At 63.5% G+C, this 19,736-nt stretch carries 17 protein-coding genes and 4 pseudogenes; 17 read left to right on the top strand and 4 right to left on the bottom strand.

What is annotated here, in order from left to right:
• Positions 1-98 precede the first annotated feature (98 nt).
• Complete coding sequence (locus tag M9890_07705; protein MCO5176835.1) at positions 99-1,544, bottom strand: helix-turn-helix transcriptional regulator; 1,446 nt, start codon at positions 1,542-1,544, stop codon at positions 99-101.
• A 90-nt stretch (positions 1,545-1,634) separates the two neighbouring features.
• On the bottom strand, positions 1,635-3,017 hold the full coding sequence (locus M9890_07700; GenBank protein ID MCO5176834.1) for an AAA family ATPase: 1,383 nt from the start codon (positions 3,015-3,017) through the stop codon (positions 1,635-1,637).
• Positions 3,018-3,399: 382 nt separating this feature from the next.
• Between M9890_07700 and M9890_07695 the strand changes: the two genes are divergently transcribed.
• The 15 genes and pseudogenes from M9890_07695 to M9890_07625 all read left to right on the top strand — a co-directional run bounded on the left by M9890_07695 (position 3,400) and on the right by M9890_07625 (position 15,403).
• A complete protein-coding gene (locus tag M9890_07695) occupies positions 3,400-3,831 on the top strand; it encodes a transcriptional repressor (protein ID MCO5176833.1) in 432 nt (143 codons plus the stop codon).
• Positions 3,832-3,933: 102 nt separating this feature from the next.
• Positions 3,934-4,731 (top strand): Fe-S cluster assembly ATPase SufC, encoded by a 798-nt coding sequence (gene sufC, locus M9890_07690; GenBank protein MCO5176832.1) that lies wholly within the window; start codon positions 3,934-3,936, stop codon positions 4,729-4,731.
• A gap of 43 nt (positions 4,732-4,774) precedes the next feature.
• A pseudogene (gene sufB, locus M9890_07685) lies at positions 4,775-6,170 on the top strand (Fe-S cluster assembly protein SufB).
• Positions 6,171-6,265: 95 nt separating this feature from the next.
• Complete coding sequence (locus M9890_07680; GenBank protein ID MCO5176831.1) at positions 6,266-6,877, top strand: hypothetical protein; 612 nt, start codon at positions 6,266-6,268, stop codon at positions 6,875-6,877.
• Between the two features lie 13 nt (positions 6,878-6,890).
• Positions 6,891-7,505 (top strand): annotated as a pseudogene (locus M9890_07675) (SufD family Fe-S cluster assembly protein).
• 202 nt (positions 7,506-7,707) lie between these two features.
• The gene (locus M9890_07670; GenBank protein MCO5176830.1) at positions 7,708-7,929 is read left to right on the top strand and encodes an aminotransferase class V-fold PLP-dependent enzyme; all 222 of its coding nucleotides are present in this window, start codon (positions 7,708-7,710) and stop codon (positions 7,927-7,929) included.
• A 16-nt stretch (positions 7,930-7,945) separates the two neighbouring features.
• Positions 7,946-8,353, top strand: coding sequence for an aminotransferase class V-fold PLP-dependent enzyme (locus M9890_07665; GenBank protein MCO5176829.1), 408 nt, complete (start codon positions 7,946-7,948; stop codon positions 8,351-8,353).
• Positions 8,311-8,956 (top strand): annotated as a pseudogene (locus M9890_07660) (aminotransferase class V-fold PLP-dependent enzyme). The gene M9890_07665 and the pseudogene M9890_07660 overlap by 43 nt, the downstream one beginning before the upstream one ends.
• A 21-nt stretch (positions 8,957-8,977) precedes the next feature.
• Positions 8,978-9,362: pseudogene (locus M9890_07655) on the top strand (iron-sulfur cluster assembly scaffold protein).
• A 47-nt stretch (positions 9,363-9,409) separates the two neighbouring features.
• Positions 9,410-9,730 carry a non-heme iron oxygenase ferredoxin subunit gene (locus M9890_07650; protein ID MCO5176828.1) on the top strand — a complete coding sequence of 107 codons (321 nt, stop codon included), beginning with the start codon at positions 9,410-9,412 and terminating at the stop codon, positions 9,728-9,730.
• Between the two features lie 20 nt (positions 9,731-9,750).
• Positions 9,751-10,059 (top strand): iron-sulfur cluster assembly protein, encoded by a 309-nt coding sequence (locus M9890_07645; GenBank protein ID MCO5176827.1) that lies wholly within the window; start codon positions 9,751-9,753, stop codon positions 10,057-10,059.
• Between the two features lie 85 nt (positions 10,060-10,144).
• A complete protein-coding gene (locus tag M9890_07640; protein ID MCO5176826.1) occupies positions 10,145-11,278 on the top strand; it encodes a hypothetical protein in 1,134 nt (377 codons plus the stop codon).
• Positions 11,253-13,205: a S9 family peptidase gene (locus tag M9890_07635; protein ID MCO5176825.1), complete on the top strand. Its 1,953-nt coding sequence runs from the start codon at positions 11,253-11,255 to the stop codon at positions 13,203-13,205. The genes M9890_07640 and M9890_07635 overlap by 26 nt, the downstream gene beginning before the upstream one ends.
• Before the next feature lie 152 nt (positions 13,206-13,357).
• Positions 13,358-13,756: a cupredoxin domain-containing protein gene (locus M9890_07630; protein MCO5176824.1), complete on the top strand. Its 399-nt coding sequence runs from the start codon at positions 13,358-13,360 to the stop codon at positions 13,754-13,756.
• Between the two features lie 231 nt (positions 13,757-13,987).
• Entirely contained in the window at positions 13,988-15,403 is a 1,416-nt protein-coding gene (locus M9890_07625; GenBank protein MCO5176823.1) for a class II fructose-bisphosphate aldolase, read from the top strand.
• 315 nt (positions 15,404-15,718) lie between these two features.
• Here the strand turns inward: M9890_07625 and M9890_07620 are convergent, their stop codons facing one another.
• Positions 15,719-16,843, bottom strand: a complete 1,125-nt coding sequence (locus tag M9890_07620; GenBank protein ID MCO5176822.1) for a P1 family peptidase — start codon at positions 16,841-16,843, stop codon at positions 15,719-15,721.
• 85 nt (positions 16,844-16,928) lie between these two features.
• Between M9890_07620 and M9890_07615 the strand changes: the two genes are divergently transcribed.
• Complete coding sequence (locus M9890_07615; protein ID MCO5176821.1) at positions 16,929-18,071, top strand: M48 family metallopeptidase; 1,143 nt, start codon at positions 16,929-16,931, stop codon at positions 18,069-18,071.
• Between the two features lie 7 nt (positions 18,072-18,078).
• Here M9890_07615 and M9890_07610 read toward each other — a convergent pair whose 3' ends face one another.
• Positions 18,079-18,879 carry a methyltransferase domain-containing protein gene (locus tag M9890_07610; protein ID MCO5176820.1) on the bottom strand — a complete coding sequence of 267 codons (801 nt, stop codon included), beginning with the start codon at positions 18,877-18,879 and terminating at the stop codon, positions 18,079-18,081.
• A 109-nt stretch (positions 18,880-18,988) separates the two neighbouring features.
• On the opposite strand from M9890_07610, the gene M9890_07605 reads away from it, so the two are divergent.
• A partial coding sequence (locus M9890_07605; GenBank protein ID MCO5176819.1) for an MMPL family transporter occupies positions 18,989-19,736 on the top strand: 748 nt, incomplete at its 3' end.

Raw genomic sequence — 19,736 nt, 5'->3', positions numbered from 1 at the left:
CCACAGTAGGCGGCGGATCGCCGTGCGGCATCCGTGAATCTCCGCGATTGGTGGCGGGAGTGTGGCGTGAACCACGTAGTGCGTGTCGGAGCCGGGGCCTAGTTGAGGGCGTGCTCGTGGGCGAAGGCGATCGCCTCAGCGCGGTTCTGCGCACCGATCTTGGCGTAGAGGTTCGTGATGTGGCGCTCGACTGTGCGCGCGCTGAGGAACATTGTTTCGGCGATCTCGCGATTGGTTCGACCGCTGGCGAGCAGTCTCAGCACTTCGATCTCGCGCGGGCTCAACCCGACCCGCGCGGTCCGCTGCATGGCACGCGACTGGTCTGCGAGTCGCGCCGCAAGCGCTTCGATCTGGGCCAGAGCGGGCGCAGCGGCCAGCGCAGAGCAGATTGCCCGCGCCTCATCCAGCGCCGCAGCAGCCTCGTCGATGTCTCCGGCGCGGAGGAAGAGGTCCGCACAGGCAAGGAGCGTGAGGGCCCGCTCGTACGGTGCCGCGCAGGCATCCGCCAGCGCCAGCGCTGTGTCAAGATGCTGGCGGGCGTCGACGAGTCGGCCTGCGTGAGCCTCGATCGCGCCGAGAAGGCGATGCGCGGCCAGCAATGCGAGCGGTTGACGCGGCTCGCTCGCCAACGCCAGCGCCTGTTCCGCGTGTTGACGTGCCCGCCCGATGTCCCCAGTTGCAAGACAATATCGCGTCCAGGCGCACTCTCCATCGGCGCGGCCAAGTATCGCTCCGCTCCAGTGCAGCCACCGGTCGTGCGCGTCGAGCCAGGCACGGGCGGCGGTCAGGTCGTCGCGATCGAGACACAGCGCCACGGCAACTCGAAGCAGAGCGAGACTCGGCGCGAGGTCGACATACCCTGGAAGCGTCTGTGGACCGCCCCGCAGCAGCGCATTCACATACTCCCAGGCTGACGGCACATCACCTTGTGCCTGAGCTACCTGGGCAAGGACGACGGTGGAGGCGAGATGCTTCTCTGAGGTCTGATCCGCCAGCTGGACACCACTCAGGGCCAACTCGCGCGCCGTCGACCAGTCTCCCTCGATCTGCAGGAGCGGTAACCAGGCGATGTGCGGGGGGACGTTGTCGTGCGCACCACTGGACACGCGCCAAGCGGCTTCTCCCGCAGCAGCAATCCGCCGCCGTTCGGCCAGGTTGTCCGCACCGTATGGAATCTGGATAAAAGAGAGTTGTTGCAACAGCAGGATAGCAACGGCTGCGTCAGCCGACACACGACGCATCTCATCACAGCAGACTGCGAATGCCTCGCGTGCCTCGTCGTCCTTGCCCGCGAGCGCGAGCGCGATGGCGCGTGCCCACCAGGCGAGCATCGGAACGTCGTCCGCGCGTTCGATGATGGCGTCGGCCTGCTCGAGTGCCTCGTCGATGCGGCCGACAAATGCCAGCGTTGATGACAGCAGTCCGGCGACGTCGGAGCGACTCAAAACGATCCGCTGACGCTCAAGTTCGCCCAGACGCTGCAGATCAGCGGGGTTCAGGTGGGCGAGTTGAGCGACGCTCGTATCAAGGTCGCCTAATCCCATCCGTACCTCGCCGACTGTACAGCGGATCTCCCCCCGGTAGACCGTCACGTATGCCTGGAGCAGCGCATCCTGGGCTTCGACAGCGAGTACTTAAACCGCATCCAGAATGGCAAGCGATGTGCGCGGCTGGGCGCTCCGCAGCAACTTCGCGCGGCGGAAGAGGAGCCACCCGCGGTCGCCGGGATCTGAATCAGCAGTCATCATCGCGAGTGCCGCTTCAAAGTGACTGGCGGCCGTCAGCCAGGCAACCCGTTCGGCCCGCCTGCCGGCCTGGATAAACCAGTCGACGGCACGCGAATCGAGCGCCTGGCGGAAGTGATGCGCGATCGTTTCCGGCTCCGCTCCCGCCTCCGTAACGAGGGCTTCAGCCACCTGCCGGTGACAGGACTGGCGGCGCGGCAACGAGAGTCCCTCATACAGCGTTTCACGAACCAGTGCGTGGGTGAAGCGCAGGGATAACCCTGACGGTGCTTCTTCAAGCAGCTGCGTTTCCAGGGCGCGCTCGATTGCCTCATCAAACTGCTCCCCGCTCGTGCTGCTGACCCGCCGCCACAACAGCAAGGGGATATCCTGTCCGATCACCGCGCCGAGCTCCAGGAGTCGCCTGGTATCGGGGCCGAGACGCGCGATGCGCCCATTGATCACTTGCCGAACCAGCGCCGGAACGCGGCTCATCTCGATCTCGCCGAGCGTCCAGCCGTTCTGCGTGCGACGCAGGCGCCCCTCCTCCTCCAGAGACCGCAGGAGTTCCAGCAGGTACAGGGGGATGCCCTGGCTTCGGTTGCCGAGGTGCTTGGCCAATCGGGCAATGTCGTCGTCCGGCAAGGCATAGCGAACCGCAACAAGCTCCTGGATGCCCGGTACGTCAAGCGGGAGCAGGCGAATGCGGTGGGCGTTCGACTCACGCACGAGGTGCGGCAGGAGTTGGTCGAGCGCCGGGTTGAGCACGAGCTCGTCAGCCCGGTAGGTTGCGATCAGCATGAGCGGCCACTCGCCGACCCGGCGCGCGATGGAACGCAGGAAGGCTAGCGACTCCGGATCGGCCCAATGGAGATCCTCAACAATCAGCAGCAGTGGACCACGCTCGACGAGCTCCGCCAGCCAGGCATCCAGCTCGGAAATGACGATGTCGGGACTGGGTGCCCGCGCCAGGAGTTCGCGATCGCGCAACAGCGGTGGGACGTCGGGCAAATCGCCGCGTCGCTGCGCTCCACCGGCCACTTCGGACCAGGGGCCATAGGGAGGTCTCGTGCCGGAGTCGTAGCAGGTGCCGGTCAGCACGAGCCAGCCCTCGGCGGCAGCCGCGGCTCCGAGGGCGCGCACAAGTGCCGTCTTGCCAATTCCCGCCTCGCCGCCGATGAGGACCAGCGACCCCCCGCCGACTCGCGCGTCGGCGAGGTGCGCGGCGAGGAGCGCCTGTTCGCGGTCGCGACCGACGATGGACACCGATTGGGGACGGCTCGTGCGTGCCATGCTCCCACGCCTCTGCACGGGTACGGATCGGATGCGAGATTGGGGTGATACTGGCGCGATTATAGCGACGAGTGGGCGGTCATGGCGAAATCGGTCTCGAAAGCGAAGCGACCCTCGCGGCGTGACAGGAGTTGCAGCGCCAATGCCGGGCCGACGGCTTGCTGCTGGATCAGCGGTCATCGCGCTGTCGCGCAGGGGCATGACCAAGCGCTTGGTGCAGTACTGCATGATCAGCCTGGAATCGGAGGTCGTCGGCCCCGCGCGACGGCTGGGGCATAAGCCTGGACGGCCCGCGGCTCCAAATCTTGACCAATGCCGATGAAATTGCTATGGTTTCGGTGGACATCTAGGAGTGATTCTCAACTGGGAGTGATTCGCAACTATGGCGGAGCGGGCTGAGCTCTTTTGTGAGCAGGTAGATTTTCGGATGACGCCGCAGCGCGCGGCGATTCTGGAGGAGGTCCGTTCGGCGACGGGGCACCTGACTGCCGGCGAGATCTTCGAGCGCGTGCACCGGAAGTATCCGACGATCGCATACGGCACGGTGTATCGCACGTTGCATCTCTTCGCCGAGCGCGGGCTCATCCTTGAGTTCCCCTTTGGCGATCAGGCCAGCCGCTTCGATAAGCGCGTCGACCGGCATGATCACGTGCACTGCCTCGTCTGCGGCACGCTGGTTGATGTCGACGTTCCGACTGCGCTGCTCGCCCAGCAGGTGGCTGCCGAGCAGACCGGTTACGACATCTCTGGGCACCAGACCGTTTTCTCCGGTGTCTGTCCGGTGTGTCAGTCGACGGTTGAGTCCCAGAGTTAATCAACCTAGCGGTATACTAAGTGCGACGAGCATGTCGTCGCGACGGCGCGCGAAGGACGGGCGTCGGAAAGTCGATACCTTGTGGAGGGCGCAAGCCAGATTATGAGCGATACCCCACTGTTTCAGATTCAGAATCTCCACGCCGGCATTGAGGGCCAGGAGATTCTGCGTGGCGTTGATCTGACCATCCAGCGCGGCGAGATTCATGCGCTGATGGGCAAGAACGGTTCCGGCAAGAGCACGTTGGCGTATGCCGTCGCCGGCCACCCGAACTACGAGGTTACCGAGGGCGCGGTTCTCTACAAGGGTGAGAACATCCTGGAGATGGGGCCGGACGAGCGCGCACAGCTCGGCTTGTTCCTCGCCTTCCAGTACCCGACCTCGATCCCGGGCGTCTCGATGGCGAACTTCCTGCGTATGGCCGCGAACTCGCGTCGCCAGCGCCGCGCCGACGAGGGCGAGGATGTCGCTCCGTTCACCCCGCGCGAATTCCGCCGCACGCTCCGCGAGAAGATGGCGCTGCTGAAGGTCGATGAGTCCTTCGCGAACCGCTACTTGAACGAAGGCTTCTCCGGTGGTGAGAAGAAGCGCGCCGAGATTTTGCAGATGGCGATGCTTGAGCCGGAGTTCTGCATCATGGACGAGACCGACTCGGGCCTCGACATTGATGCGCTTCGCACCGTGTCGGACGGCGTGAACGCGCTGTTCACCGACAACATGGCGATGCTGGTGATCACGCACTACCAGCGATTGCTCAACTACATCAAGCCGAATTTCGTCCACATCATGGCTGAGGGACGCATCGTCAAGTCAGGCGGCCCCGAGCTGGCGTCGGAGCTTGAGGATCTCGGCTACGACAAGTTCATGGCCAAGTACGTGCCGGAGCTTGCGACGGCTTAACGGCCGCTCTACTTGCCGTCCAGCACTGCGCAAGGAGGCGCTGATGTCAGTATCCGAGCTGGAATTCGGACAGTACAAGTACGGATTCCGCGACGAAGAAGACTACGTTTTTAAGGCCGAGAAGGGAATCGATCCCGAAAAGGTCGCCGCCATCTCCGAGATGAAGGGCGAGCCTGAGTGGATGCGCGAGTTCCGGCTGAAGGCATACGACTACTTCAAGAAGCGACCGGTTCCGACCTGGGGAGCCGATCTCTCCGACATGGACTTCGAGGACATCTACTACTACATCCGGCCGACCGAGAAGGCCAGCAAGTCCTGGGACGAGGTTCCGGAGTACATCAAGGACACGTTCGAGAAGCTCGGTATCCCAGAAGCCGAACGGAAGTTCCTCGCCGGTGTCGGCGCGCAGTACGAGTCCGAGGTCGTCTACCACTCGCTGCGTGAGGACCTCCAGAAGATGGGTGTCATCTTCCTCGACATGGACGCCGGCGTGCGCGAGTACCCGGAACTGGTCAAGCAGTACTTCGGCACGATCATTCCGCCCAACGACAACAAGTTCGCCGCGCTGAACTCGGCGGTCTGGTCGGGTGGATCGTTCGTTTACATCCCCGAGGGCGTTCGCGTTGAGGTGCCGCTGCAGGCGTACTTCCGCATCAACGCCGAGAACATGGGGCAGTTCGAGCGGACGCTGATCATCTGCGAGAAGGACTCCTACGTCCACTACGTCGAGGGTTGCACCGCACCGACCTATTCGTCGAACTCGCTGCACTCGGCAGTCGTCGAAATCGTCATCAAGGAAGGCGCGCGCTGCCGCTACACGACCATTCAGAACTGGTCGAAGAACGTCTACAACCTCGTGACGAAGCGTGCCGCCGCCTACAAGAACGCGACGATGGAGTGGGTTGATGGCAACCTCGGCTCCAAGATCACGATGAAGTACCCGGCTGTCTGGCTGATGGAAGAGGGCGCTCGCGGCGAGATTCTCTCGGTGGCGATGTCGACCGACGGCCAGCACCAGGACGCGGGCGGCAAGGTTGTCCACGGGGCGCCTTATACCCGCTCCAAAATCGTCTCCAAGTCCATTTCCAAGGACGGCGGCCGCGCCAGCTACCGCGGTCTGCTCAAGGTAGGCAAGGGTGCGCACCACAGCAAAAGCAACGTGGTTTGCGACGCGCTGCTGCTGGATGAAGCCAGCCGCTCGGACACCTATCCGTATATTGAAATTGAGGAAGATGACGTCAGCGTCGGCCATGAGGCTTCCGTCTCTAAAATCGGCGAAGAGCAGCTGTTCTATCTGCGGTCGCGCGGTATCTCTGAGTCCGACGCGATGAGCATGATCGTCAGCAGCTTCGGTGACCAATCCTTGAGAGCTGCCGCTCGAATATGCCGTCGAGCTGAACCGCCTCATCCAGCTTGAGATGGAAGGGTCCGTCGGATAGTTCGGGAAACGCGGCGCGGGCACGAGTCGGCAGACATATCTGCCAACACCGGCCCGCGTCGCGAGAACCACGTCCCATCGACGTGAGGGAGATATATGTCAACGACTATTCAGGGCGCGACGAAGGGGTTCTCGCGCGAGGCGGTGGACGAGCTGTCGCACCGCCGACAGGAACCGGACTGGCTGCGCCAGAAGCGCATTGAGGCGTGGGAAGCGTTCGAGCAGATCCCGATGCCGAAGCGGACCGACGAGGAGTGGCGGCGTACCGACTTGCGCCTGCTGCCGATCGATGAGGTTCTGCCGTTCGCCGATCAGGCGGACCGGCTGACGAGTCGTGCCGATCTGCCAGCTGCCGTCGCGGCTGAGGTGGAGGCGGCCGGCGAGGTTTCGGGCGTCGTCGTCCAGCGCGATTCGTCGATCATCTACTTCGAGGTCGATTCGGCGCTGGCCGAGCAGGGCGTCGTCTTCTCTGATCTGGAGACGGCTGTCCGCGAACACCCCGAGCTGCTGCAGAAGTACTTCATGAGCGACGCGACCGTGCCGGTGACGGACAACAAGTTCGCTGCGCTGCACGGTGCATTCTGGACTTCAACGGCGTTTGTCCTGCTTCGTCCCGCAGGACGTCGAGGTCGATCTGCCATTCCGGGTTTTCTCGGTTCAGGAAGCTGCCGGCATCGCGACGTTCAACCACATCCTGATCGTGGCTGAAGAAAACGCCGACGTGACGCTCGTTGACTTCGACTCGGAGACGCAGGACGAAGAATCAATCGCCGACAGTGTCGTTGAGGTCCACGCTGCTGAGGGCGCGCAGGTGCGCTACATTCAGGTGCAGGACTGGGGTCGCCACACCTGGAACTTCTCGACGCAGAAGGGTGTCATCCATCAGGACGCCGCCGTTCGCTCGCTGAACGTTTCGCTCGGCGCGCGGATGTCGAAGACGCTGATTGCATCTAACCTGGTCGAGGCCGGCTCGTCGGCTGAGATGCTTGGTCTTTACTTCGCCGACACCAACCACTTCGACAACCAGACCCGCCAGAATCACGAGTCGCCGTACGCATCGAGCGACCTGCTGTTCAAGGCGCGATCAGAGATCGCTCGCGGTCGGTCTATTCCGGCGTCATCGAGTCTGTAAGCGCATGGCACCGACGCCTATCAGGCAAACCGCAACCTGATCCTGTCCCCGACGGCGCGGGCCGACTCGATCCCGAACCTGGAGATTGGCGCGAACGATGTGCGTTGTACGCACGGCGCGACGATCGCTCAGATCGAGGAAGAGTACGTCTTCTATCTGATGAGCCGCGGTATCTCTCGCACCGAGGCGGAAGCTGATCGTTGATGGCTTCTTTGACGAGGTGATCGAGCGTGTGCCGGTCGAATCCGTACAGAAGACTGTGCGGGAACGATCGACCGTAAGATCGGCTACATGGTCTAGCATCTTCTGTTGTGATCGCGCCTCATTGAGGAGGCGCGATCGCGACACGCGCACCCTATGAACTCCGCCCGTGCCTCCCCGCGGGCGCTGGTGACAGGAGGTCGCAGTGAGCGCAACCACCCCTGAGTCGGCGCTCGACGCCGTCGCGCTCCGCCGACAGTTTCCGATCCTGAACGATCCCCATCTCGTCTATCTCGACAGTGCCGCATCGTCGCAAAAGCCCGAGGCTGTGCTGCAGGCGATGGACAGCTACTACCGCCACGACAACGCCAACGTCCAAAGCCGCGGCGTCTACGCGCTGGCCGAACGCTCGACCCGAGGCGTATGACGAGGCACGCCACCAGGTGGCGCGCCTGTTCGGCGTTGGTTCGACCGACGAGATCATCTTCGTTCGCAACACCACCGAGGCGATCAACCTCGTTGCGCGCACCTGGGGTGACGCCAACCTGCGCTCCGGTGACGTTGTCGTCCTGAGCGAGATGGAGCATCACTCCAACCTCGTGCCCTGGCAGCTTGTCGCCGCGCGCACCGGCGCGACGCTGGAGTTCATCCACGTAGACGACAACGGTCTGCTGCGACTGGAAGATCTGGACCGACACCCTGGCCAGCGGCGGAACCGCCTCGTGGTCTGCCACGTGTCGAGCATACTGGGCACGATCAATCCACGATCGAGCAGATCATCGCGCGGGCGCACGACTACGGCGCACTCGTGCTCCTCGATGGCGCGCAGGCAGCGCCGCACGTCGGTGTGAACCTCGCTGAGCTGGGTGTAGATTTCTACGCCGCCTCGGGCCACAAGATGTTCGGTCCGATGGGGTCCGGCCTGCTCTACGGTCGGCGCGAGCTGCTGGAGGCGATGCCGCCATTCCTGGGTGGTGGCGACATGATCCGCGTCGTCGGTCTGCGCGAGTCGACCTGGGCTGATCTGCCGTCGAAGTTCGAGGCCGGCACGCCCAGCGTCGCCGACGCGTTCGGCTTCGGCGCCGCCTGCAACTACATCGTCGACATCCGGCATGGCGCGGTGGAGGCGCACGAGCACGAGCTGATCGCCTACGCCTGGACAGCTGCTTGAGCTTCCGGACCTCACCATCTGGGGCCCGCCGCCCGAGCAGCGTAGCGGCGCGTTGAGCTTCAGCATGACCGGCATTCACCCGCACGACGTTGCGTCGATTCTCGATGAGGACGGCGTCTGTATCCGCGCGGGCCATCACTGCACGCAGCCGCTCCACGCCCGATTCGGCCTGGACGCAACGGCGCGTGCCAGCTTCTCCGTGTATAACACCCACGACGACGTGGACCGCCTGATCGACGGCCTGCGGCAGGCGCGGTATTATTCGAGCTATCCAGCCGCGTGACGCAGCACTGAGGAAGTAGCCATGTCGGATCTCTATCGCGAGCACATCCTCGATCACTATCGCAATCCGCGCAACCACGGCACGCTTGACCCGAACGACGGAACCTATGAGGATACGAATCCGCTCTGCGGCGATCGTATCCGCATCGACTTGTAACTGATGGCGATCGCATCGCTGACACATCAAATTCAGCGGGCGTGGCTGTGCAATCAGCCAGGCCGCGACCTCGATGCTGACTGAGATGGTCGCCGGGAAGACGATTGAGGATGTCAAAGAGCTGTCGAAGGACGATCTCCTCGACGAGATTGGTATTCCGATCAGCCCGGCGCGAATTAAATGCGCCCTCCTGGGGTTGAAAGTATTGAAGGCCAGCGCCTACGGATTCCACGGCTGGCCCGAGGAGTAATCGGGTCGGCGGAATTCGTCGCTGGTTGGTACGGATTTGGGGGATGAGTGGGCGAGTTCGTCTGCGTCGGGCGGGTCGGAGACCTTGCGCCGGGCGAGATGAAGGCGGTCAAGGCTGGCCGCCGAATTGTTGGTATCGCCAACGTTAATGGCGAGTGGTTCGCGTTTGATGACACTTGCACGCATGAGGAAGCGTCCTTGACGGAGGGTGAACTGTACGACTATACCGTCGAGTGTCCGCTCCACGGCGCGATGTTCGATATCCGCACTGGGGCGGTCGAGTCGTTTCCCGCAACAGTGCCGCTACCGGTCTTTGATATTCGTATCGTTGACAGCGAAATCCAGGTTGCGACGGAACCGCGGGGTTGAACCAGCAGTGAGGAGGGCAGATGGCGCAACTAACCGATGACGTGGTCTTTGAAGCGCTCAAAGAGGTCTACGACCCGGAGATCGGAGTCAACATCGTTGACCTTGGCCTGGTCTACGGGATCGACGTCAAAGACGATAACGACGTCGAAGTGACGATGACGCTGACCTCGATGGGCTGCCCGCTCGGGCCGGTCATCATCCAGGATATCCAGCAGACAGTCGCGAAGCTGGACGGCGGCGGCAGCACCTTCGTCCGCATCGTCTGGTCCCCGCCCTGGTCACCAGCCATGATGACCGAGGATGCTCGCGACGAGCTGGGCATCTGGTAAGCAGCCATAACCACAGTCAAGGAACATCGACGGCCCGGCTTTTGCCGGGTCGTATCCTTGGTGGCAGATGGAGGACACCAACCCAATGTCGAATGACTTGACCGACCGCAACCAGACCGTCGCTGACCCGACGCCCGACGCTACCCTGTCGCTTGCTGAACAGCTTGAAGCCTGCATCCTCGCCCAGCCGGAGTTGGTTTCGACGGCAATTACCGAGAACTTCGCGTCTATTCGCGAGGCTGCCGCGCACATCTTCGAGGCTCGCCGCGTGCGGTTCTCCGGCGCAGGTCACAGTGCTGCGATTGCGGACATCGGGGCCGGATTGCTGCGTGCTATTGGCGTCGATGCGCGCGCCGGGCATGCGTTTGATATGGCCACCTATGCGCCCGGCTTCGATGGCCGTGACCTGCTGATCGCTATCGCCACAGGCGAGGATCGTGCCTACGCCTCGCGCGTCGTCCAGCGCTCCGGGCACGCCGGCTTGCCATCCATCGCCGTTGTCGGCCCGGATGGCATCATCTCGAACGCAACGACGACCGTGAAAGTCGGCCCATCGAACGTGCCGACGCATCTGGCGAATCTGCCGGCCGCAGTCGCAGCCATCGGCGGCATCGCAGCACGGTTCGAGCCCAGCTCGGCGAGCGGCGATTCGCTCCCGAAGCTGCGCGAGATCGTCAACTCAACCCTGCCGAGTCGCGCAGCAGCCGCTGAAGTCGCCGCGGCCATCGCCACTGTGGATGCCCGGGTGCTCATCGTCGCGGCTGGCCCGCTGACCGCGCTGGCGCAGTCAGCCGGTCTGGCGCTTGCTGAGACCGGCGGTCGCCTCGCAACGGCGATATCGGTTGAGGACGCCCTGCTCGGTGGCCTGCGTGCACTGCGACGCGGCGATCTGGTGGTTCAGATCGCACCATCCGGCCCGGCCGACGGTCGCCACGCCGATCTCAGCCGTGTCTGCCAGGTTGCCGGGATCGACCGCTGGCGCATCGGCGGCCAACCCGATGATGCCCGCTGGCACACGCCGCTCCCGACAATCGAAGAATCCCTCGCACCCATCCCCTCTGCGATCCCGCTTCTCTGGCTCGCACACGCGCTGTTCCGAACAATCGAGGGCGCTCCGTCGATCCATCCGGGAAATGCGGCTATCATGCGCCGTGCGTGCCAAACGATGGACGACATGACCGGAGGAGCTACTGATGACCCGACGCCCAATCCAGATTGACGACCTGTTTCGCATCCGCCTCATTGCAGACCCGAACATCTCACCGGATGGCCAGAAGGTTGTCTGGCTGGTGACAACCGTCGACAAAGAATCCAACGGCTACAAGTCGAACATCTGGTGCGCCGACCTGGCTGGAGACAGCACGCCCTACCGGCTGACGACCGGCAAGGGCAAGGACACCAGCCCGCGCTGGTCGCCGGACGGCACGATGCTGGCCTTTCTGTCGGACCGCAGTGGACGCAACCAGATCCACGTGATGTACGCCGACGGCGGCGAGTCGTGGCAGGCGACCGATGCACCGAACGGCGCGTCCGAGATCGCCTGGTCGCCAGACTCGACGTCGCTGGCTTACGTCAGCGCCGTCGCTCCGGACGACAGCCCCGCAAAGAGCGATGTCAAGGTCATCACCGACCTGCTCTATCGGATGGATGGCGAAGGGTTCTTCACGGATAAGCGTCGGCAGGTCCACATTGTGCCGGCGCACGGTGGCAAGTCCCGGATGGTGACCGAAGGAGATTGGCACTCGGCACAGCCGGCCTTCTCCAGCGACGGTCGCAAGCTGGCGGTTGTCTCGAACCGGAGCGCGGAGCGCGCTGAGAATCGGCTGACGGACGTCTGGGTCATTGAGCTTGCGACAGGCCAGGCCGAGCGCGTCACACCCGAAGATGGCGCATACGGCACGCCGTCGTGGTCGCCTCAGGGTGATCACCTGGCTTATGTCGGCAACCCGATCACCGAGAAGTACGGGCCAGTGACGCTCTCCGACTTGTTCGTCCACGACATGCGGGCCGACGAGCCACGCGGTCTGCTCTCAGCGCTCGATCGTGAGCCGGGTAACTCTGCCATCGCTGACGCGCGCTACGGCCTGCCGACGCAGCTTCCCGTCTGGTCTGCTGATGGCAAGGCTGTCTACACGATGCTGAGCGAGGCCGGTAGCGTCCACCTCTACCGCTGCGAGGTTGATGGCCCGGCAGCGCCACTGATCGACGAGACGCAGGACATCCAATCGTTCAGCATCGCCAACGACGGAACGGTCGCGTTCGCATCGAGCACGATGTCGTTGCCGACCGAGGTGTTCATCCGACGAACAGATGGCACTGTGCAGCAGCTGACCGACACCAACCGAGACTTGCTGAACGAGCGCGAGCTTGGCGAGGTCCGCGAGGTGCGCTTCCCGAGTGACGATGGAGTTGAGGTGCATGGCTGGTTGTTGACGCCGCCGGGGTTCAATCCGGCAGTGCGCTATCCGGCCATCGTGGAGGTGCACGGTGGGCCGCACGGGATGTACGGCGTCGGCTTCTTCCACGAGATGCACGTGCTCGCTGCTCGGGGTTATGTCGTGCTCTACACGAATCCGCGTGGCTCGACCGGCTACGGCCAGGACTTCGTGGCCGGCTCGCTCGGTGACTGGGGTGGTGCTGACTACCGTGACGTCATGGCCGGTGCGGACTACCTGGAGACACTCGACTTCATCGATCCAAACCGGCTGGGTATCACTGGCGGCTCGTACGGCGGCTACATGACCAACTGGGTCGTCGGGCAGACCGATCGCTTCAAGGCGGCGGTGACCCAGCGCTCGACCGCCAATCGCATTTCGACCTACGGCACGAGCGACATGAACGCGACCTACAACGACTGGGAGTTCGCGGGGACGCCGTACGACAACCCCGAGCATTATCTGGAGCGCTCACCGTTGACCTACGTCAAGAACATCACGACGCCGTTGCTCCTGATCCACTCGGAGAATGACCTGCGCTGCCCGATCGGGCAGTCTGAGGAGTTCTTCACGGCGTTGCGCAAGCTGGACAAAGTGGCCGAGTTCGTGCGCTTCCCGAATGAGAGCCACGGGCTTTCGCGCATGGGCAAGCCCGATCATCGCGTCGAGCGCCTGGAGCGAATCTGCGGCTGGTTCGACCGCTACCTGTAGCGGCAGAAACGACGAGGGGGCGGTCGTATACTCAGGCCGTCCCTACCCAACTGCTGGGGACGATTGTGCGACGCGAGCATGCTGTCGCGTTGCCCGTATCGGCCTGTCGCTCGGTACGGCGTGTCAAAGGTCGTTAGTCCCTGGAGGTCTTTGTGTCCCGGTTTCGTCTGCCTGCTGCCTTGTTGATGACCCTGCTGCTCGTGCTCGGTCTGGTCGCCTGTGGTGGTTCGGAAGCTAACGATGCTGATTCTGCGGCGTCACCGATCGCGGACGGCGCGATCGAGGTGGACATGAAGGACACGATGAAATTCGATCCGGATACCGTGACCGTGAAGGCCGGTGAGGATGTCGTGCTGGTCGTGAAGAATGGCGGCGCAATCCCCCATAACCTCACGATTGAAGCGGCCGATGTAAACGTCACGCTGGATGCCAAGAAGAGCCAGACCGTCGAGTTCACCGCGCCGAGCGACCCGGGCGAATACAAGATCGTCTGCCACGAGCCCGGGCACGAGAACGCCGGAATGGTTGGGACGCTCGTCGTCGAGCGCTAACTCAGACAACATCATCAAGGGCAGATGGTCTCCATCTGCCCTTTTGTATGCCCGTCGATCAGATCGCAGGGATTTCCTGAACTGGAAATCGCAGGTTTTTAGTGGCTGGACGCACCGGGCTGCCTGGATTACGCGTCCGTATCCCCGGTCGGCGGTATGATTGATGCGCGATAATCGGTGATCCAGCCGGTCTGGCAGGGACAACTGAAGAACGGTCAGGGAGGGACGACGATGCGCGCTTACGAATCCAGGGATGAGTTGCTGGAGGCCTTTCGTCCGTATGGTGCGGTGAACCAGGACGGTGTCCAGGTCTCCGATGCCAACGGCCTGCGAGGAGATTTTGTCGACAATCTGGCCTACACGTCGGCGCTCGGTAGCGAGGCGATGAAGCCGGTGGCGCGGCACCTGATCTGGAATCTGGCGCAGACACTCGGCTGCGCGCCGGCCTCGATCCACGACTACTACATGGCCGGCGGCCGCAACGTCTGGCACAACCAGACGACACCGGCAATCAACGTCCGCGCGATGGCCTACGACACGGCCCGCGCGATTGTGCGAGCGGCGAACAAGCTGGACGTCGGACAGGTAATCTTCGAGATCGCCCGCTCAGAGATGGGTTACACGGAGCAGCGCCCCGCCGAGTACACCGCCTCGATCCTCGCTGCTGCAATCCGCGAGGGCTTTCAGGGGCCGGTCTTCATTCAGGGCGATCACTTCCAGATCAACGCCAAGGGCTACAAGGCGGACCCGGAGGCGGAGGTGCAGGGCGTTCGTGACCTGATTGACGAAGCGTTGGTGGCTGGATTCCTCAACATTGACGTCGATACCTCGACGATCGTCGATCTCTCGCTGGCGAACGAGGATGAGCAGCAGGCTGAGAACGCGCGTCGGACGGCCGAGCTGACTGCCTACATCCGCGAGCGTGAGGCGGAGGGAGTCACCGTCTCCGTCGGTGGCGAGATCGGCGAGGTTGGGACCGAGAATTCGACGCCGGCCGAGCTGATTGCGTTCATGCGCCAGTACGAGCAGGCACTTGCCGCCCACAATGGCGGCAGCCTGACGGGCATCTCGAAGATCAGTGTTCAGACCGGCACCAGCCACGGTGGCGTCGTTTTGCCGGACGGCTCGATTGCAACCGTCAAGGTTGATTTCGACACGCTTGGCGAGCTGTCGGAGCTCTCGCGCGAGAAGTACGGGCTGGCCGGTGCGGTGCAGCACGGCGCGTCGACGTTGCCTGAGGCGGCCTTTGGCCACTTCTCACGCTCGAACGCTTGCGAGGTGCATCTGGCGACCGGCTTCCAGAACATCATGTACGACAGCCCGGCGTTCCCAGCCGATCTGCTCAAGGAAATGTACTCCTACCTGGAGGCGAACCATCCTGGCGATCGCAAGCCGGACATGACCGATGCGCAGTTCTATTACACGGCCCGCAAGCGCGCTCTCGGCCCGTTCAAGAAGGACCTCTGGAACCTGAGTGCCGACGCCAAGGGTGCTATCTGCGATGAGCTGCAGGAGCGCTTCGAGCTCATTTTCAACAGCCTGAACGTCGTCAACACCTCGTCGATGGTGCGCGACCTGACGACCGTCCCGTCGCTGCCCTTCCAGGCGGGCGATGAGATCAGCGATGTTGAGGTCGAGGGCGAGTAGCGTTCCGGCCGATTGCTCCAAAGACAACAACATGCAAACAGCCGTCCCTCTGCGGGACGGCTTTTCCCTTGCGGGCATAGAGGCATAGTGCCACGTGTCTCGGCATAGCAGCCACGCTCTTGTACTGTCATCCCGAGCCGTAGCGAGAGATCTCCCCTGTGTTGGACTGCGTCGAACGGGTGGGAGATTTCTCGGCTGCGGCCTCGAAATGACAGAGGACAGAGTCGGCTGCCGACCAGACGACCCACGATGAGCAACGCACACAACGATTTGCGGTGCCTTTGCGCATGCCGTCTCGCTTCGTTGAGGCACGTCCTACTCGCCGTCCGCCAACCGCCCTGCTGCACGCAGCAGCGGCACGACGCGGTCAAGCGGTAGGGCGTGGCGCGTGTTGCCGTCGCGTCCAACGACCGTCTCGGCGCGGAACAGCGCATTGACGATCGCCTCTTCGGTCGCTTCGACCGTCGCCTGAAAGAGCGTGTCGATTGGTTCGCCAGTGTCGATCATGATCTCCATCGCTCGCGTTGGGCTCTCGGGTTCATAAGGGATGCGGACCGACGGCGATGCCGAGAAGGCGATGACGTAGTCGCCGCTGCCGTTGCCGGCAATCGAGCCGGTTCGTGCCAGGCCGATACCGGCGCGGCGGGCCAGGCGGCGCAGTCCGCGATCCAGGAGCGGCGCATCGGTGGCAACGATCATCATGATCGAGCCGCGCTCCGGTGGCTCCTCGGTTGCGGTCAGCTGCTGGCCGATCGGCACGCCATCGATGCGCAACTGATCGCGCCGCCCGTAATTCGCCAGCACAAGCACGCCGACGGTCCAGCCGCCCAGATCGGCGGGTAGTACGCGCGACGAAGTGCCGATGCCGCCCTTGTAGCCGAATGCCGTCATGCCCACACCAGCACCGACCGCGCCCTCATCCACCGGGCCGGAGGAGGCCGATTCGATCGCCGCAAAGACGTGTTCCTCGCGCACGTGCCGGCCCTGCATGTCGTTCAACCAGGCATCGGAGCACTCGCCGACGACAGGATTGACGGTCGCTGCGTCGATACCGACATCCGGATTCTGCCCGATGCTCCAGGCGCAAATCGCGTCGGTGACGAGACCGACGTTCATCGTGCCGGTCAGGGCGATAGGGCTCTCGATCGTGCCCAGCTCATCGACCTGCTCCTGCCCCATGCATTTGCCGAAGCCGTTGATGATGTGGATTGCGGCAGGGACCTTATCGCGATACAGGTTGCCGCCGTGCGGGAGGATGGCGGTCACGCCAGTACGGATGGGTCCGTGGCCGGGCCGGAGCGGGCCGTCGCCTTCGATCAGCGTCGTATGACCGACAAGCACTCCGCTGACATCGGTAATTGCGTTGTGCGGGCCGGTTGGCAGGTGCCCGATGCGCAGGCCGACTTCCCGCGCACGCGGTCTCGTGTTCTGGTGCTGCATGCCTCATCCTCTCCTTCGCCTTCGTGTGGATGCTACGATCGTGGTCGACTGATGGCAACGGTCGGGTGAGTGAGAGCGAACTGATATGAGCAACGCGGATCGGGCACGCAAGTACAGCCGGACGAAGGATCGCCTGAGCCTGCTCAGCACGGCCATTTCGCTGCTCGGCGGATCGGCGCTTGTGTTCAGCGGCGTGGCGCGGCGGCTGAACGATCGCCTCCTGCCGACATCCGGCGCGTCGCTTGTGCAACGCGGTCGATACATCGCCGTCATTGGCGGACTCTCGACGCTCATCTCGCTGCCGCTGCGCTATTACAGCAGCTATGTTGTTGAGAAGCGCTACGAGCTGAGCAACCAGTCAGCGGCCAGCTGGCTTTCCGATCAGGCCAAAATGACGGCACTCTCGATGCCGCTGGAGGTCGGTCTGCTCGAAGGACTGTACGCAGCGATGCGGCGTTGGCCGCAATCCTGGTGGCTGGTCGTGTCGGGTGCGACGATTCCATTGACTGCCGGCCTGTCGCAACTCTTCCCGGTGCTGATCGCGCCGCGGTTCAATCGCTACGAGCCACTGGCCGACGCGGAGCTGGCTGAGCGCCTGCGTGACCTGACCGATCGAGCCGGTGTGCCGGTCGCCGATGTCACGCAGATGGACATGAGCCGCCGGACCTCGAAGGCCAACGCGTTCTTCGCCGGACTCGGTCCGACGCGACGCATCGTGCTGGCCGACACGATGCTCGAAACATTCACTCCCGAGGAGATTGAAGGCGTTGTCGCACACGAGGCCGCCCATCAGATCCATCGCGATATCTGGCGTCTGATCGGGATGGCTGCAATGACGACACTCGCGACGGCAGCATCGGTGCACCTGGTCGCCGGTCGGCTGGTGCGGGCGATACCGAGCCTGACCGGCACGTCGGATCTGGCCAATCCGCGCTCGCTTCCGGTGATCGGCGTTGTCGCCTCGGTCGTCGGCGTGCTGCTGTCGCCGTGGCAGTTGGCGCAGAGTCGCCGGATGGAGCGCCGCGCAGATCGCTTCGCGATTCGCCTGACCGGCAACCCACGTGCCTACGCCGGGGCGATGCGCAAGCTCAGCGAGCAGAACCTCGCCGACCCGAGCCCCTCACCTGCGATCACGTTCCTGCTGCACTCCCACCCACCGCTAGCCGAACGGATCGCGGCGGCGGAGGCTGCCGAGTTCAACCTCGTCGAGGGGCTCGGATTGCGCTGATCGTCGGTCAGGTAGACGGCTTGCGGGCGCGCAACAGGATCTTGTTGTCATCGAACGAGTCGATGGCCCCGTCTTCGATTGTGAAGGCAAACGCTTCGTGAACCCTGTCTGGTGCGGTCAGGATGAGATTGTCGAGCGCCTGCTTGTCCTCGTCGGTCATCCGCGAGCGCGCTGTCCAGGAGTCGTACTCATAGCGCCGGTGGACCGGCTCAACCGCATCGACGACGAGGCCCGTTGATTCGACGAAGCTCGTCCACTCGCTCACGCTGTAGGCGCGGACGTGCGTCGTGTCGCGTCGCCACTCGACCTCGTTGATGAAGGCAGCCAGTTCTTCGTCGTCCGGCACCGTCGAGTCCATCAGCACGAAACGTCCACCCGGGCGCAGGACTCGCGCGACCTCGTTGCAGAACGCCTGTACGTCGTCGAAGTGGTGCGGTGCGATCCGGCAGCTCACGATGTCGAAGCTGGCATCGTCAAACGGCAGGTGCTCGGCCTCGGCGATCTTGAACGTTACGTTGGTAAGGCCGTTCTCGCCGGTGATGAACGCCTCGGCTGCCGCCAGCATCTCCGGCGTCAGATCACTGGAGACCATGCTGCGGACGTGTGGGGCGATCGCCAGCGCCGTGTGGCCGCCGCCGGTGGCGACGTCCAGCGCGTCGTCAGTCGCTTTGGGTTCGGCAAGCTCAACCAGCCGCTCAAGGTCGCGCCCGGTGCGGTGACGAACGGACGTGACGTAGTCCTGCGCCGTGCGGCCAAACTGGGCGCGCACGCGGTCCTTGTGGTCCTGGGCTGGGGCTGACTCGCTCATGGGTGCCTCTTTCTGCGATGAATTCCTCTGGTGCGCTGCGCAGAATAACCGAATCTGGCCGGTTGTGCGTGCGTCGACGTACCGTAGATCTGTTTACCTGAGTGGCCAGATGCGCCACGAACAGCCACAATGCTCAGTGGCAGCAATGGCGCTGTCGCTGGCTCAACAGGTTGAGGTGATGTTCTACCGAACGGGTCGCTGGGCGTACTACCATCGTCGGCTGGTCATTCTGCTCTGGGTCCTCGCATTCCTGGCCGCGATCCCGATTCTTCCCCGTCTCACGGACGAGCTGAAGGTTGGCGGATTCACCAATCCGACAATCGAGGCTGCCCGGGCGCGGGCCCTGCTGGAGTCGGAGATCCCCAGCTTCGCGCCGTCGACGCTTGTTGTGATCTACCAATCCGATCAGTACATCGCGACTGATCCTGCATTCGTCTCGGCTGCTGAGCAGGCGCTGGCGGGGATCATCGAGCTGCCGGAGGTCACTGGCGTCACGCCGTTCCAGGCGAACCCGGCCCAGATATCGCGCGACGGTCACACTGCCTACTCGCTTGTGCAGCTCTCGCTGTCGCCCGAGCAATCCCAGCGCCTGATGCCGGAGATTCGCGGTGCCATCGTTGACGTGCCGGATGTCAACGTGACGCTGGCCGGCGCGCCGGCGTTCTATGAGGACGTCGAGCGCATCTCGGAGCAGGATCTGCGGCGCGCCGAGATGATCGCCATCCCGTTCGCGTTGATCGCACTCGTCATCGTCTTTGGCTCGATCGTTGGCGCGGCGGTGCCACTCGCGGTTGGCGCGCTCAGCGTCGCCGCCGTCATCGGGTTGCTCTGGCTCGTCGCGCACGTCCTCGACATGT

This window comes from Thermomicrobiales bacterium (assembly GCA_023954495.1).
Lineage (GTDB): Bacteria > Chloroflexota > Chloroflexia > Thermomicrobiales > CFX8 > JAMLIA01.
This window is presented reverse-complemented; position numbering and strand designations above follow the sequence as displayed.